The sequence below is a fragment of the Bacillus sp. FSL E2-0195 genome (genome assembly GCF_038003645.1).
GTDB lineage: Bacteria > Bacillota > Bacilli > Bacillales > Bacillaceae_G > Bacillus_A > Bacillus_A mycoides.
Genome location: NZ_JBBOPN010000001.1, coordinates 676,467 through 692,532, shown reverse-complemented (window position 1 = coordinate 692,532; position 16,066 = coordinate 676,467). Strand labels below are relative to the sequence as shown.

The following is a 16,066-nucleotide window of genomic DNA, read 5'->3' as shown; positions in this document are numbered from 1 at the left end:
AAGAAAGGTGTTTTCCGAAATAGGAAAACACCTCTTACTTATTTATTCTTATTTATAGCAATACTAACAATTACACCGAGGCAGACACCTACAAATGCCGGAACAATCCAACCTACACCTTCTGAATAAAACGGAAGCATTTTTAGTAGTGGTGTCCATTTATTCATCAATACACTTTTGTTTAAAATATCAATCGTACTAAATACCGCTACGAGTCCAATCGTTACCGAATATACGTATACATACTTTCCAATATACTTATGGAATAACCCTAAAATAATAAGCGTTAGTGCAACTGGATAAATAAATCCAAGAATCGGTACCGATACTTTTAAAATTTGCGTTAATCCTAAATTAGCTAAAACCATACTAACAAAACTTAATATAAATGCCCAAACTTTATAAGATACTTTCGGAAATACACTTGTGAAAAATTGACTACAAGACGTAACAAGTCCGATGGAAACGCATAGACAAGCGACAGTAAAAATAAGACCTAATAAAACTAACCCACCTTGTCCAAATAATGTAATCATAACTTGTGCTAACACTTTCGCACCGTTATCAAATGTACCCAATGAACCACTAATTGAACCAACATATCCAAGAATGACATAAATAATAGATAATAAAAGCCCTGCTCCAATACCAGCAATACTCATATATTTTGCTAAACCTTTATCATCCGCTACACCTTTTGCACGCAGAGCATTTGCAATAACAATCCCAAATATTAAAGCTGCTAACGCATCCATCGTTAAATATCCATCTAAAAATCCTTGGAACATAGGAGCTTGTCCATAATTTCCTGAAGGCTCTTTCACACCGCCTACTGATGTAAACATACTTTTTATAAATATAATAGCAATCATACATAATAATAAAGGCGTTAACACCTTTCCAAACAAGCCCATTAATTTAGACGGTGATAAACTTAACCAGTAAACAATACTAAAGAAAATAGCCGTGTACAATAACAAAACTACGCTACCCGCTTCTGGGAACAACTGGCCTGGCCCCATTTCAAAAGCTAAACTTCCTGCACGTGGTATACCAAGACCTGGTCCAATAAATAAGTACACAATACACGGAAAAATAATTGCAAATGAAGAATGAACCCTGCCCGCTAACGTTTGAAAACTCCCTGCTTTCGCAATAGCGATAACACCTAATATAGGAAGCCCTGTTGCTGATATAATAAAACCTAACAATGCAATCCATACATGTTCTCCTGCTTCATATCCAAGGAAAGGTGGAAATATAAGATTTCCGGCCCCAAAGAACATAGAGAATAACATAAGACTAATAAGCAAAATTTCTTTTTTCTGTAACAATTTCATTTCTTTCTCCTTCTTCAATTTCACCTTACATGAAATCAATTCCACAAATAAAAAAATGCGGTAATCCGCTTCCTTACAAAGAAAACATAGTCCATAGTCTATCACAAAAGAAACACCCATTCTATAGCTATTTCCCTTTTCAAATTTCTTCTGAAAAATCAACCTTTATTGACTTATAATAGTTAATAAAGTAAAATATTAATCATACAATACTATTAACTTTGTTTTTTGCTTGTGTCAGGAGGAAAATATTATGGAATCAGCGATACAACTAGAAAGAGAACAACAAAGAAAAAAGAAACATCCTCCAGGTTTATACTTACTCTTCTTTACAGAAATGTGGGAAAGATTTAGTTACTATGGATTACGAGGATTATTAACATTATATTTAACAACAGCTTTAGTAAGTGGTGGTCTTGGGTTTAGTCCCGCTTGGGCACTCTCTATTTACGGATTTTATACTGGTGCTTGTTATTTCACACCATTGATCGGTGGATACTTAACGGACCGTTTTCTAGGCAAACGAAAAGCCATCACAATTGGTGGTATAACAATGGCAATCGGTAACCTTACACTATTTGCCTTGCAAAACCAAGTCGGTCTATACCTCGGATTAGCGCTTATTATTATCGGTAATGGATTCTTCAAACCGAATATCTCTACACTTGTTGGAGAATTATACGAAGAGCACGATCCAAAACGTGATAGTGCATTTACAATTTTCTATATGGGTATTAACGTCGGTTCATTTTTAGCTCCACTCGTTTGCGGGTTTTTATCAGAAAATTTATTTAAAACAACAGTGGACGGTGTTGTTCATTTCGGATTCCGTTACGGTTTCTTAGCCGCTTCAATCGGAATGATCATTGGACAAATTTTATTTACAACACTATCAAATCGCTTCCTTGGTGATATCGGTAAAAAACCAACTCGCGATTTGCAAACGGATGCTGGACAACAAACAATAGGAAATACACCGTTAACAAAAAAAGAAAAACAACGTACAACAGTTATCGTCATTTTAACATGCTTTGTTGTCTTCTTCTGGGCTGGATTTGAACAAGCTGGTAGTTCGTTAACATTATATACAAACAAATTTGTAGACCGCTCTGTGTTCGGATGGGAAGTTCCAACATCTTGGTTCCAATCGGTCAATCCGTTATTTATTATTTTACTTGCACCAGCTATTTCAGCATTATGGGCGAAACTGGCAACTAGAAAAAATAGTGACATGAAAATCCCAACAAAAATGGGACTTGGTATGATCTTACTCGGTATCGGTTATATTGTTCTTGTTATCGCTACATTAAAAACAGGCAGTGACGAACATAACATTACAGAAAAAGCAAACTTACTATTTATCGTCTTTACGTATCTTTTCCATACGTTAGGTGAGCTATTCTTATCACCTGTCGGGCTATCAATGGTTAGTGCTCTCGCTCCAGTAAAACTAGCCTCTTTATTAATGGGCGTATGGTTAGCAAGCTCAGGTATTGCTAATATTTTAGGCGGACAGCTTGCAAGCTTCACAACTTCACTTGGATATGCTGAAGTATTCACAGTTATTGGCGCTGTGGCGATCGTTTTAGGTTGTGTTTTATTATCAATTTCTAAGAAATTAGTGAAATGGATGGATTAAAAAAAGATGAGGAAAATTCCTCATCTTTTTTTACGCTTTCTTTCCCTTTTCTATTGCTTGTTCATACAAGCCTTTATGTTCTTTATATTCACTTGGCACGAAACTCTTATAGAAGAACGAAAGCCAGCTGTCTCCTTTTTTATATCCTTCTTCTCGAATTTCCGCTGCCTTTTTATTTGATTTAAATCCTTCAGTAAACCATTTCTTTAATGTTTCATTCTTTTCATACTTAGCAGGAACTTTTAAGTCGTAGTTTTCAAATGCATATGTATATCCAGCTTTTTCCGCTGCCTTTTTAGCAGACTTATATCCCTTTTCATACGCGGTTTCATATACTTTCACATATGTATCCTTTTCAGTATTTCCAGGTTTCTTTTCAGCTAATTCTTTACCAGCCTTTTCACCAAGTTCCGCTTGTTCTTTTTCAATCTTTTCGGTTCTCTCTTTATTCCCTACTTGGAAACCTTCTGCAAAGTTCCCCTTAAACTCAGGAGTAATTTGACTATCGTCCATTGCTTCTTGTGTTAACCCTTGCTCTTTACCTTTTTCAAAATGTGCTTTTTTCTGTTCTTCTAAAGACCATGCCGCAGCATACGCAGTTGTAAATGCTTGTTTATATGCGTCTGACTTTCCAGCTACATGTCCTTCTGCATTATTCTTTCCTGCTTTAAAATCTGTCTCTCCACTTTTTTGACCTTCAGCTTGTCCCTTTTCAGCCTCAGCTTTACGCTGCGCTTCCTCTGCCTTACGTGCTTCTTCTGCTTTACGTTGTTCTTCTGCAGCACGCTGTCTCTCTTCCTCTACTTTGCGCTGTTCTTCTGCAGCACGTTGTCTCTCTTCTTCTGCTTTACGTTGTTCTTCTGCAGCTCTTTGTTTCTCTGCCTCAGCCTTACGCTGTGCTTCTGCTTGTTTCTCTGCTTCTACAGCACCATTATTATTTTGGCTAGGAGCTGGACTCGTTGTACCACTATTAGAAGCTGGTTTATTGTGATAATGATATTCCCCGTACTGCAATCCCCATTTTTCACAATTTGTACGACACGTATGTCCACCATTAGCATCTGTACGTCCTGGATGTGCATAAGCAGAAATTGGCGCTACCAATAACGCTACACTTGTTGTTAAAAGAAGTTTTTTTACTTGCTGTTTCACTTTTGTTCCTCCCAAAATCTAGAATCATTACTTTATTATATAAAAATAAAAAAATGTTTAAATACCAACTGAAATATTCTTTTATTTCTCAACATTGGATAAAAAAAGAAGGTTCACTCTTTAAAGAGTGAACCTTCTTTTTTCTTTATTTCTTAGCCTTTGTTCCTACTAAATCACCCGTAATAACAAAACGCTTAGAATTATCCTTAACAGATACACATGTAATAAGTGTTATCTCATCTTTCCCATGATCCTCTACAACTTCCCATTTATCAGGAGTCACTTCAGATACACCGGTAACAGTATACTCATACTCATTTGCATTGTCATACAAATAAATTTTATCGTTCTTCTTTAAAGTTGATACATCACTAAATAAAACACCTTTTTTTGACATATTATGCCCTGCAAGTGCATAATTCCCTTGTCCCATTACTTGATTTTCTCTTACAGTTGCCGCACCTGATAATAAATTCTTTTCAGTCGACGCTTTTAAAACAGGAAGTTCTAATGAGATGCTCGGAATTGAAATACGACCGATTACTTGTTTTTTATCTAACGATGCACTCGCTACTTCTGCCAAGTCTGGTTGATTAATTTTTGAAGCATCTACAAATTCTGTATCATGCTTTTCATATTCCATCTTTTGAACAGCTTGTACATTCGCTGTCTGCTTCTTCTCTGCATTATATCCATCATAAAATGGCTTTCCGATTAATACACCACCTACAACAAATAGAAGGATTGCTACTATACTATAAATTCTTTGCTTATTCATATACAATTCCTTTCCGTTACAAAATCTTACTCTATATAAAATGATAAGATAATATTGCTGTATGTACAAGTGTAAGCTGAAAAGAAACCTTCTTGCTTATGCAAGAAGGTTTCTTTTAAACTAACTTATTTCTGTATAGGGATACGTGAAAGACCGTCATTTGAATAAAGAAAATAGAGAATATAATATACGGTGGGTACCCAGGAAGATAGTCATTAATAATAGGCGAAAAAGTTAAAAACCCGACTGCACAAGGTAACACATACCATAACGAAACAAAAGTTGTTCGACAGGCTTTATCCGTAATCGCTTTTTCACGTTCATCTTCTAGTGGAAATAATAATGGATACATCCAAAAAGATAAATTCTTGTATTTTTTCTTTTGAATTCTATAAAAAATTGTAACTATAATAGCTCCAATAAATAATAAAATGAATGGTGCTCCATTAAACCATACTTCAAATGGGAACTTCTCGTTTTTAATTATATCTGCTAACTCTGTAATAACACTATAAAATTCAACAAATGTCCAGCAGGCTAGCGCAGTATAAAGCACGTTTACGATATAAGAAACCCCAATTCTATTCATCCTCTTCCCCCTCCTTATTTAAAACAAATACATCTTCCATCTTTAACTCGAATACATCACAAATCGTCAATGCTAGTAATAATGAAGGAACGTAATCCCCTTTTTCAATTGCTGCAATTGTTTGTCTCGTCACTCCGACTTTTTCCGCTAATACACTTTGTGTAAAATTAAAACGAGCTCTTAATTCCTTCACTCTATTTAAAATGGTCAAATTTACCACCTCTCACTATTATTGTATGATATCCTTAACAAAATGTAAACTCAACTTAACATTATTTTTATAAAAAAATCCAACTTTACGTTTTGTAAAGTTGGATTACGTTTTAGTTTAAAATTGTAACTTTAACATTTTTTCTGCCCCAATTACTAGACGAAGCTTTATCCGGCATTAAAACATCGATTTTGTGACCTTTAATCGCGCCACCAGTATCTGCTGCAATTGCAATTCCATAGCCTTCAACATTTACAGTAGATCCTAATGGAATAACAGATGGATCCACCGCAATTAATTTCATTCCTGGGTTTGCAGTTAAGTTATAAGGCTTATCACCCGGTCCCCATGCAGAATATACTTGTTGACCTGCTGCATAACCATTTTCAGATGGATCTGCTGTATAAGCTGTTGCGTGTACATACATTTCTTTTCCGCCAGCAGTTACTTTAGGCTGTTCAGGCTCTACTTTCGAACTATTATTAGCAACTGGTTCAGCTGGTTTATTAGCTTTTTCTTGCTTTTGCTTTTCAGCAACTTCCGCTTGCGCTTTCGCTAAAGCTTCTTGCTCAGCCTTTGCAGCTGCTTCCGCTTTTGCACGCTCTTCCGCTGCAATTCTTGCTGCTTCTTGTTCACGAGCGATTGTTTCTTGTACTGCCTTCATATTTGATTCAATTTTAGCCTTTTCTTCTGCTGCTAAATTAAGTTGGCTTGCAACCTGATTATATTTAGCTTGAACTGTTTGTAAGTTATCTTGACGTTTTTTCAAGTTATCTTGCAAATCAGCTTGTGCTTTTGCTAATTTTTGTTTATCTACTACTAAAGATGCTTCTTTTTCATCAATCTCTTTTTTATCTTCTTCAATTTGACGAAGATCTTGTTCTTGTAGACGTAAAATTTCTTTATCTGCTTCTAGAATAGTCGTAACTGCGTTCATACGTTGTATGAAATCTGCAAAGTTTTTTGATTCTACAACAACTTCTACTACTAAACTCGTATTTGAGCTATTTTGAACAGAAACCATACGTTTTTTCATAATATCCTTACGAGCAAGGACTTTATCTTCTAAAACGACAATTTCGTTCTTTTTTTGTTCAATCTGCTTATGTGTTTCATCGATTTTACGTTGAATAGCAGCTTGATCCTCTTTATTTTTTGCAATTGTATTATTTAAATTATGTAGTTCATTTTCGATACCTTGAATTTCTTTACTAACAGCTTGCTTCTCTTGCTCTTTCTTCTGCATATCTGCATCGTTTTGCTGCAATTGCTGTTGCATGTTGTTAAGTTTCTCGTCGTTTGACTCTGCTTTTACAGCGACTGTACTAGAAAGAACGATAATTCCTGCTAATACTAGACTACTGATTCGCTTAAAATAGTTCATAATCCGACTCCCTTCTTATACAGTTATACATGATTTATTTTACAGTTTGTTTACAGAACCATTAAATACAGTTTATTTTTCATGACAAAAAAAGAGAATTGTGAACAAAATGTAATAGATTCTTAAATATTTAACAATTCCTATATTTAAAAATTATAAAAGATGCTAAAATCCAAATATAGAGAAAATATAACTTCTAAAGGCGGTTGAGATAAATACATGTTTACTCAAAAGAAAGCACTCCAACATAAAATTGATCAATTAGAAAATCGTATACAAGAGCTAGAAACAGAATTAAAACAAAAAGATATTGAAAGCCAAGAGACTATTTCTTCTATCCACGACCGTGTACAAAGCGTTGTTCAAGAGCATCAACTTGTAAATAACCAGCACCATACACTCCAAAATTTAATTCAACATTTAAACTCATGTTTTGAAAATGTTTCAACACGTACGACACATTCCAATGAATTAAATAGTGAAATGTTACAAAAAGAACAAAGCTTAATTCAGTCTATTGAAGAAATTATCGATTGCTCTAATGAAGGAAAAGAATCTGTTCACCGTTTACTTATTGTAATTAATAAATTAGGTGAACAATCTCAGCGCACGTCTAATAGTATGAATCATTTAAGTGAACGCTCAAAAGAAATCGAGCAAATCGTAGAAGTAATTCAAAACATTGCTGCGCAAACAAATTTATTAGCGTTAAATGCAAGTATTGAAGCTGCACGTGCTGGAGAGCATGGAAAAGGATTCGCTGTTGTTGCCAATGAAGTAAGAAAACTAGCAGAAAGCACAGCGGAGAGTACAAAAAACATTGGCAATTTAACGAAAAAAATCCAAGAGGAAATTGAAAAAGCGTACGAAAATACAAAAGATAATTTACATTTAGTTGATGAAGGTGTAGAAATGAGCGCCGATACTAACGCTAGAATTGAAAATATTTTAATAATGATTCAAACATTACAAAGTGGCGCTACAAATGTTATTAAAGCTATCGAAAACCAAAAATCTTGTAATGATGATATATTACGAGAATTTGCAAATACACAGCAAATGTTCCAAAAATTAAATACTACTATTATGAATCATATTCATGATGCTGAAAAAGTCGATGTTCAATTATCAAAAAGTCTTCAAGAAACAGTAGCTTCTCATTAATAATAAAAATCCCTTATACCGGTATAAGGGATTTTTATTATATTTCGAATATTTATTTCTTCTCAATATTCATCCTCTCTTTTGCTATAATGGAAAAGTTGTTTCTTTCGACTAATAAACAAGGAGGTTATTATGGAACAATTTTACTACATTTTAAAATATTTAATTCTTGGTCTGTTCCAAGGGCTAACAGAGCCAATTCCGATTTCTTCAAGCGGTCACCTCGTTTTAGCACAGCATTTGCTAGGACTAAAAATAGAAGGGTTTAGCTTTGAGCTACTTGTTAATTCAGCTTCATTATTAGCTGTATTACTTATTTATAGAAATGATTTAATTCGTCTAACAAAGAATGGTCTATCTTATATATTCACAAGAGCAGAAGATGCAAAATCAGATTTCTTCTTTATTATTTACCTTGTTATTGCAACCATTCCAGCAGGTGTAATTGGAGTTTTATTTAAAGATTATATCGACCACTATTTAAAAGGTGTTAAAATGGTTGGGATTTCCCTTCTTATTACTGCTATCGGCCTTTGGATTATTCGAAACTTGCGTGGACGTAAAAATGATGGTGACCTTTCTATGAAAGATGCAATCATTATTGGTCTAGCACAAGCTTGCGCACTAATTCCTGGTATAAGCAGATCAGGTGCTACAATCGTGGCAGCAATGTTACTTGGTATGAAGCAAGAAACAGCTCTTCGCTTCTCATTCTTACTATACATTCCTGTTAGCTTAGGTGGTTTATTGTTAAGTATTACAGACATTGCAAACGATCCAAATTTAGATACATTATTTGTACCTTATATTGTTGCTTTCATCGCAACATTTGTCATGACATATATTTCATTAAAATGGTTTATGAACATTATGGCAAAAGGAAATTTAAAATACTTCTCTTTCTACTGTATTATCGTAGGTGTGCTAACTATCATTTTCTTATAAAATGAAACTTTAATCAGTGGGGGTTTTGTTCATCCCTCCTGATTATTAGCCCTCACCAATCGGGCTTTTACCGGCAGCAGGGCTCCCACCTAACTTCTTTGCTCCACCTGAATTTTGAGGTGGGAGTTTTACTGCCCACAAATAGCGGGATAAAAAACCACTTACTGCCCTCATACAGTAAGTGGTTTTTCCTTATGCATAAACTTTCTTTTCCTGACAATACAAGCGAATAGCATGTGAATTTTTTTGAAATAAATCATGTGTTAAGCGAATAATAATAAAATTTCGTTTTGTATTATCATCATGAACAAAAATCTGTTCCCCCTCTTGAAAACGCCATGTGCTTTCAAAAGTTGTAATATGATCCCCGCTTACCGAAAAAAGCTCATATTGCATATCTAGTACCCTCTCTCAACTTATATAATCACAATATCCTTATATTAGATTTAGTATAACTTAATTCCGATAAAATTTGTAATTCTTTCTATTTCGAAATATTTTAACTTTGTTTTAAACTCCTTTTAGCGCTATAATGATAAACGAATTTTCATTGAAAGGAGCTTCATTTTGACTGCATATTTATTTCCAGTAAAAACAGCATTTATTTTATTTCCTATTTTAGCAATGTTTCTCTTAATTCCTTTTTTAATATTTAATTATCGAAAATACGGTTATTTAAATAAATGGCGCTCATTTATTTTATACTCATTATTACTCTACTTATTAAATGCCTATTTTCTTGTTATTTTGCCATTACCACAAACGTATGATACTTGTAGCCTACAACCGGCTAATACACAGCACATGCAACTCTCACCATTTTATTTCATACAAGAGATTGGTAATCATACATCAGCAATTTTAACGAAACCAGCTACTTATTTCTACTTATTAAAAGAATCTGCATTTTTACAAGTTGCATTTAACGTTCTATTAACCGTTCCATTTGGTATTTACTTACGTTATTATTTCCGACGTAGTTTCTTACAGACTATTTGTATTTCTTTTTGTCTTTCACTATTTTTCGAGCTAACACAAGTGACTGGACTATATGGTATTTATAATTGTGCATATCGCTTATTTGATATCGATGATTTGTTTTTAAATACACTAGGTGGCGTAATTGGTTTTATCATTGCACCAATATTTACGTACTTCCTTCCGAAAGCAAACGAGTTAGATAGTCGTATTGATTTGGAAACGAAACCAGTCGGATTCGTTCGTCGCCTTATCGCGATGCAAATTGATTGGATTTTCTTATCTATCGTTGTACCTGTCATTAAAAACAAAGGAAATTCTTTCTTCATTTCTAATATCCAATCTTACACAAATGTATACGAACTCCTTTTCATTACATGTTCAATCTTAATTTACTTTATTATCATCCCATATTTTACAAATGGAAGAACAATAGGGAAAGCGTTGCTTCGTATTTACATTAAAGGACAAGCAGAGCGTATTACACTAAAAGAATTATTCATTCGTTATGGTATATTCTATTTCATTTTAGGTGGAATCAATTACATTCTTTCTAGTAGCTCTATTTTAAATCATACAGAGCCTTTAGTATTACTAGTTATACTGTTATTCCAATTTGTAATTAACGGGCTATTTATTATTCATGTTTTATTACATGTATTTAGCAGTGATAAATTACTATTTTACGAGCGTATTAGTCATACAAGAAATGCAATTACACTTAAAAAAGCTGACAAATACTAATTTGTCAGCTTTTTTTCATAATCGTAAATAACTTTTCTGTATAAGGGCTTAAAAATATTCCTGTTTCATCTAGTGACTTCCTCACTTTTAGAAACGAATGCAATTCTGGATATATATTTTGCAATTTTTCGTACGTTAACGTATGCATTTTCCCCCAATGTGGGCGCCCTTCATACTTTAAAAAAATTTTCTCCACTTCACCAAAATAAGCGGCATACTTCATACCTTTATACATATGAACAGCTATATACGCTGAATCTCTTCCATATGCTGGACTGAGCCATATATCATCACCTCTCACGTAGCGGCATTCAATCGGGAAGTGCACCTTATACTTTTTCTTTTCAATAAGATTTGAAATTTCTTCTACAACAGCCCTCATATACTTTGAAGGGACACTGTACTCCATTTCATAAAATGGAACTGTACGTGATGTAGCGAACACTTCATAGCTTGGTCCAATTATTTTCGTGTTCGGTACAGCCTTAGCTGATAATCGGCTTACTCCTTTACTTATAGAAGGAAACCATTTACACCCTTTAGATAATAAAGAGAACATCCTATTTTCAAGTAACTCCACCTTTAGTTTATGCCATATCAAATCACTTTCTTTACTCGTTGTTTCGTTTGTAAATTTCACTTGTACTTCATCTGAATAAGGAAAAACGAAAAATTCAAAATGACGATTCTTCTTATATTCTTCTAGTTTGTTCATTACAGTAGACAATGATTGTTTTTCACTTTCATAAACAAGCGAATACGCTGGGATAACCTTCAATTTTATCTTTACAATGATACCTAGCATTCCAAGCGACAACTGAAATGCTTTCCAATATTCGGCGTTCTCGGTTTCTGAACAAACTATACTCTCACCTGTTGATAAAACTGCCGTGATCTCTATAACTTGTGTTGATAAACTCCCAAATGTAACACCCGTCCCATGAGTTCCCGTACTAATCGCTCCTGCAATAGATTGTGAATCAATATCTCCTAAATTTTCTTGCGCATAACCTTTTTCCTGAAGTAACTTCCCTAAATCATGTAGCTTTGTTCCCGCCCATACTTCGGCAACCTTCTTCTCTGCATCAATATTTGCAATGCCCTTCAATTCATCTAAAGAAACTAAAATTTCTTCCGTTTGCACAAGAGGTGTAAAAGAATGCCCTGAACCGACAACACGAATTTTCTTTCCTTTTTTTCGTGCAAGCCCCACAACTTCTACTACATCTTGTATACTTTTTGGATACATCGTATAATGCGGTGTTCCTTCTACATTCCCTGTCCAATTTCTCCATTTTTGTCCCTTTATAGAAAGCATTGTCCATCCCCCCGATATGTTGAATACTCTCCAACGATTTCCCCTTGTTTAATGCGATACAAAACAGGAAAACGCTCACATAACTCTCCAGCTTTACTATGACGAAACAAGATAGAATCTCCTATCGCTACTCGTTCCTCACCGTCATAAAAAATTGGCGTTTGCACTTCACCAGCACCTTCTAAAGCTAATAGTTTTGCACCACCCGGTCGCCAAACCTCAGGCTCTTTATCTTTACCAACTGCACCTGAGGCAATATATCCGCCACCTAGGCAAGTATAAATAAAAGGAGCCGGTTTGCGTACAACTGGTAAAGCAAATCCGGCAGCTGGCTGAAATTTTACTTCTTTATAATAGTCAAACAGTTTAGGAGAGTAAAAGGCGGATCCTACAGTAATCTCTGAAACTGAGTTATCTTGCTCAGTTGTTTTTATACTTCCTGTTCCTCCCCCATTTACAAATCTTAGTTCAATACCAAGGTTTTGTATTTCTTTTACGATACGTTCTCTTCTTTCTTTAACCTCTAACACTGATTTCTTCTTTAAATACGAAACAGCTTTACTTTTCATCCATTGATTCGGTATATGATCCCCCACCCCGGCAATTTGAGCTTCATATCCCATTACACCATCTAGTATTAAATATGATGAGCCCTTCACCTTTTCTACTATTTTCAAAGCGCTCTGCACATCTTTTACCGGGGATCTTTTTACACCAAAATGAAATTTCAAAAAATGACTACTCATATCAATATCCAAACAAACGCGAAAACACCCTTTAGACTTCTCAGCAATTTTTTCTAAATAAGTAATATGGTCTTCACAATCCACCATACAAGTTATAATGTGCCCTTGCTTTGTCAGCAAACTAATTTCATGTAAAGCTCTTTCATCATAAACAGGATATCCGAGCAATAAATCATTAAATCCTTGTTCAATTAAAAACAAAGCTTCTCTAGGAGAAAAACACATAATACCTTGAAAGCGATTATTTGCAGCCAAAATCTTTTTCATAATTGGAACAGAGCGTAATGATTTACTCGCTATACGAATCTTCTTATCTCCACTTAACTCTATAATCGATTGAATGTTCCTCTCTAAAGCCACTTCATCTAAAAATGCACACGGTAATGGAACTTCCTTAAAAATTCCTCTATCCACAGTTTTCTCTCCTCTTCTATATATGTCTTATACATATTGGAAAGAAAGAATGATTTTCCTGTTTTCAAATAAAAAAAGTTTCTTCTTTACGAAGAAACTTTTTCAAGGCTACTCTACTTCATAGAAATAGTCGCCTCTACTGGATAATGATCCGAGTAATCATTATATGTATATTCTTTGAGCCATGACGTAACAGTCCATTGTGGCGATTTCGACTGTAACACCTTATTCTCTATATACGATGGGTTAGCATGGTCCTTACTTGTAATAATATAATCTAAATACTCGGCAGGGCTATCGGGGAAGTTATATTTCGCAATACTGTTTGTCGTCGCATCCCAAGTTGCAGTATGTCCAGTATAAGATGGAATAGAAGCGTGCAATGTTTTGAACATGGATGCGTACTCTGAGTCACTATTATTCTCAGCATTTATTTTATTCACATTCATATCACCACCAATTAACACATACTCGTTATTTGGTATATTTTTATTTTTAATAAACTCTTGAATTTCTTGTAGCTGTTTTGTACGTACAGATGCTGGCGAAGTTTGTCCACACATATTATCTTCAGCTTGTAAATGTGTCCCAATTACATGAACGAAACGATCATTTTTCTTAATTTTTGTGTATACAAATCCTTTATTTGATAAGTTATCTGGCCCACATCCTTTTTCAAATACATATTGAATCTTTTCAATGATTGGCCATTTACTTACAATAGCTACACCGCCATCTTCAGGGGTCGAAGATGAATAGTTACCTAATGTTTTATCCCATTCGTTTCCGTTACTACGACCTAATACTGCCGTTTGATTTGGATATTCTTTCTTCAAATTTCCTAATAAGCGATTTGAAGCGTTATTATCAAATACTTCATTTAATATAACAACATCTTGATTTTTCATATAATCCGCTGCCCCAATTAAATCAGCACGCTCATTTTGTCCCCAGTTCGGATATAAGTTCGTTGATAGCATGTACACATTATGCGTCATCACTTTTAATGTATTATTTTGATTTATAGACATTTCTGCTTGAGCTGAAGATCCACTATATAAAGCTCCTAAACCAATGCCAAAGCTAAGTACACCTTTTAGCAATTTACCTTTCACGTTTCATACCTCCATGTACTGTGTAGTGATAAAAAGGCCAAATACTCTATTCTGAGATTTGACCTTTTTCAAATATTTAACGATTTCCGTACGTATCAAACCAAAGCTGGATGTATCCAGCAGTAACACGTTGTGCATCCATTAATCGCGTACCTGTCATTGGTGTAACTTCAGCGCGCCATTTATCTGCATATTCTTGTGATACAGCTGCTTTCACGAACCAATCTTTCGTATTATCATTTACAATGCCAGAGTAATCTTGTTTCGCAGCTACTGCCGCTCCATGAATCCAATCTTCTGGATTTGTACCTTTCCAGTTCCAATATCCATTTCCATCCGTTACTTTATAATTATCTTTTATCGTATCTACAAAGTTTTCATATTTAGAATGGAACCCTTGTGGATACGAAAGATTTGTAAAGTTTGCCGCATGCATCGGTTGATTTACATCCCCTAAGTAATGAAGAGATAACCCCAAATAGAAGAATGCTTGTTTCATATCTTTATTTTTGTATGACTCACCTGCTAATTTGAAATATTTAGCTCCAGTTTCCTTTGCCTGCTTTGCAAATGGAATATAAGTTTTTCCATTGTCAGGGTCATAGAAGTGTGAAGCAAATGTGCTATTATCATAATAAGGATTTTCATAGTCAGCAGCATAAATACCGTTCTCTAACTCCGTACGCCATTCATTTAATAGTGCAACTTGATCTTGTTTTACAAGTGTTGTATTACGAGACATAATATCCATTGCACGGTTTACAATCCATAAATGAGAGTTTACGCCTTCTTTATGCTTATCTTCAGCAGACCAGCGGTGAACTATGTTTATTCTACTTCCCCCATCATTTTCATGAGCAAATGCAACACTTTGTAACGGAGCTACTAATGTAATAGCTGCTGCTAAAGCAAGAACTTTCTTTTTCATCTGAAATCCTCCATTTTATAATTGAATTATTTTTCATATTTTGTTAGGATCCTACGATGTCTTCCGGTTAACCTATGACTAGAATATCCCACCTTTCACAAAATTTCTATCAATAAATTAAAATATGCAAATGTTCATATCATTATAACTTTATACATAGTGAATATAATGAATGAATACACTTACATTGTAATAAAATATTGTTAAGCTACTGCAAATACTTGTCTAAACTAATGTAAAAAAAGAGTAAAGCGATTAACCGCTTTACTCTTTTTTTCTTTTCGATAATATACTTGGCAGTTGCACATTAACTGCCAATTTATGAATAAATCCAAACACTAATCCAATCCCGATAAATATGTATAAAATCGTAAATACCTTTCCGAAATCAGTTTGCGGACTAAAGTTCCCATCACCGACAGTCGTCAACGTAACCACACTAAAATATAGAGCGTCAAGAGGACGTAATCCTTCAACTGTACTATAAAAAATCGTACCAGATGTTAATGTTAAAAATGTTAATACGAATAATACTTGAAATTCTTTATCTTTCCACGCTCGTAAACAAGCTTTTAGCATCCGTTTCAATGTCAACATAAATGAAAGCATTAGACTTCCCCT

Annotated in this window: 15 protein-coding genes and 1 pseudogene; 4 read left to right on the top strand and 12 right to left on the bottom strand. The window is 34.4% G+C overall.

All coding sequences use genetic code 11. From position 1 onward, the window contains the following. Nucleotides 1–38 precede the first annotated feature (38 nt). On the bottom strand, nt 39–1,340 hold the full coding sequence (gene brnQ1 / locus MHH59_RS03460; RefSeq protein WP_445290616.1) for a branched-chain amino acid transport system II carrier protein BrnQ1: 1,302 nt from the start codon (nt 1,338–1,340) through the stop codon (nt 39–41). 253 nt (nt 1,341–1,593) lie between these two features. Between brnQ1 and MHH59_RS03455 the strand changes: the two genes are divergently transcribed. Then, a complete protein-coding gene (locus tag MHH59_RS03455; RefSeq protein ID WP_340850831.1) occupies nt 1,594–2,979 on the top strand; it encodes a peptide MFS transporter in 1,386 nt (461 codons plus the stop codon). 30 nt (nt 2,980–3,009) lie between these two features. Here MHH59_RS03455 and MHH59_RS03450 read toward each other — a convergent pair whose 3' ends face one another. From MHH59_RS03450 to MHH59_RS03430, 5 genes are all read right to left on the bottom strand, one after another. Then, nucleotides 3,010–4,131, bottom strand: a complete 1,122-nt coding sequence (locus tag MHH59_RS03450; protein WP_098632037.1) for a YHYH domain-containing protein — start codon at nt 4,129–4,131, stop codon at nt 3,010–3,012. A gap of 145 nt (nt 4,132–4,276) precedes the next feature. Beyond that, nucleotides 4,277–4,909: a class A sortase gene (locus MHH59_RS03445; RefSeq protein ID WP_002186970.1), complete on the bottom strand. Its 633-nt coding sequence runs from the start codon at nt 4,907–4,909 to the stop codon at nt 4,277–4,279. A 115-nt stretch (nt 4,910–5,024) separates the two neighbouring features. After that, nucleotides 5,025–5,498: a DUF2178 domain-containing protein gene (locus MHH59_RS03440; RefSeq protein ID WP_340850830.1), complete on the bottom strand. Its 474-nt coding sequence runs from the start codon at nt 5,496–5,498 to the stop codon at nt 5,025–5,027. Next, a complete protein-coding gene (locus MHH59_RS03435; RefSeq protein ID WP_002167109.1) occupies nt 5,491–5,709 on the bottom strand; it encodes a helix-turn-helix transcriptional regulator in 219 nt (72 codons plus the stop codon). The genes MHH59_RS03440 and MHH59_RS03435 overlap by 8 nt, the downstream gene beginning before the upstream one ends. A gap of 112 nt (nt 5,710–5,821) precedes the next feature. Next, nucleotides 5,822–7,093 carry a 3D domain-containing protein gene (locus MHH59_RS03430; RefSeq protein ID WP_033731016.1) on the bottom strand — a complete coding sequence of 424 codons (1,272 nt, stop codon included), beginning with the start codon at nt 7,091–7,093 and terminating at the stop codon, nt 5,822–5,824. Between the two features lie 645 nt (nt 7,094–7,738). Here MHH59_RS03430 and MHH59_RS30795 point away from each other — a divergent pair. Both MHH59_RS30795 and MHH59_RS03420 read left to right on the top strand, forming a co-directional pair. Then, nucleotides 7,739–8,257, top strand: a pseudogene (locus MHH59_RS30795) (methyl-accepting chemotaxis protein); the annotation flags it as partial. Nucleotides 8,258–8,389: 132 nt separating this feature from the next. Next, on the top strand, nt 8,390–9,202 hold the full coding sequence (locus tag MHH59_RS03420; RefSeq protein ID WP_002010553.1) for an undecaprenyl-diphosphate phosphatase: 813 nt from the start codon (nt 8,390–8,392) through the stop codon (nt 9,200–9,202). Between the two features lie 192 nt (nt 9,203–9,394). Here MHH59_RS03420 and MHH59_RS03415 read toward each other — a convergent pair whose 3' ends face one another. Continuing rightward, nucleotides 9,395–9,598: a hypothetical protein gene (locus MHH59_RS03415; protein ID WP_002125270.1), complete on the bottom strand. Its 204-nt coding sequence runs from the start codon at nt 9,596–9,598 to the stop codon at nt 9,395–9,397. Nucleotides 9,599–9,769: 171 nt separating this feature from the next. Here MHH59_RS03415 and MHH59_RS03410 point away from each other — a divergent pair, with 171 nt between their 5' ends. Further along, a complete protein-coding gene (locus MHH59_RS03410) occupies nt 9,770–10,924 on the top strand; it encodes a VanZ family protein (RefSeq protein WP_002125268.1) in 1,155 nt (384 codons plus the stop codon). Between the two features lie 4 nt (nt 10,925–10,928). Here the strand turns inward: MHH59_RS03410 and MHH59_RS03405 are convergent, their stop codons facing one another. The 5 genes from MHH59_RS03405 to MHH59_RS03385 all read right to left on the bottom strand — a co-directional run bounded on the left by MHH59_RS03405 (nt 10,929) and on the right by MHH59_RS03385 (nt 16,054). Further along, a complete protein-coding gene (locus MHH59_RS03405) occupies nt 10,929–12,242 on the bottom strand; it encodes a D-arabinono-1,4-lactone oxidase (protein WP_340850827.1) in 1,314 nt (437 codons plus the stop codon). Continuing rightward, on the bottom strand, nt 12,230–13,402 hold the full coding sequence (locus MHH59_RS03400) for an amino acid deaminase/aldolase (protein WP_033731013.1): 1,173 nt from the start codon (nt 13,400–13,402) through the stop codon (nt 12,230–12,232). The genes MHH59_RS03405 and MHH59_RS03400 overlap by 13 nt, the downstream gene beginning before the upstream one ends. 113 nt (nt 13,403–13,515) lie before the next feature. After that, on the bottom strand, nt 13,516–14,517 hold the full coding sequence (sph, locus tag MHH59_RS03395) for a sphingomyelinase C (protein ID WP_340850826.1): 1,002 nt from the start codon (nt 14,515–14,517) through the stop codon (nt 13,516–13,518). 76 nt (nt 14,518–14,593) lie between these two features. Continuing rightward, entirely contained in the window at nt 14,594–15,445 is an 852-nt protein-coding gene (cerA, locus tag MHH59_RS03390; protein ID WP_002029789.1) for a phospholipase CerA, read from the bottom strand. A gap of 264 nt (nt 15,446–15,709) precedes the next feature. After that, nucleotides 15,710–16,054 (bottom strand): potassium channel family protein, encoded by a 345-nt coding sequence (locus MHH59_RS03385; protein ID WP_000948238.1) that lies wholly within the window; start codon nt 16,052–16,054, stop codon nt 15,710–15,712. Between the last annotated feature and the right edge of the window lie 12 nt (nt 16,055–16,066).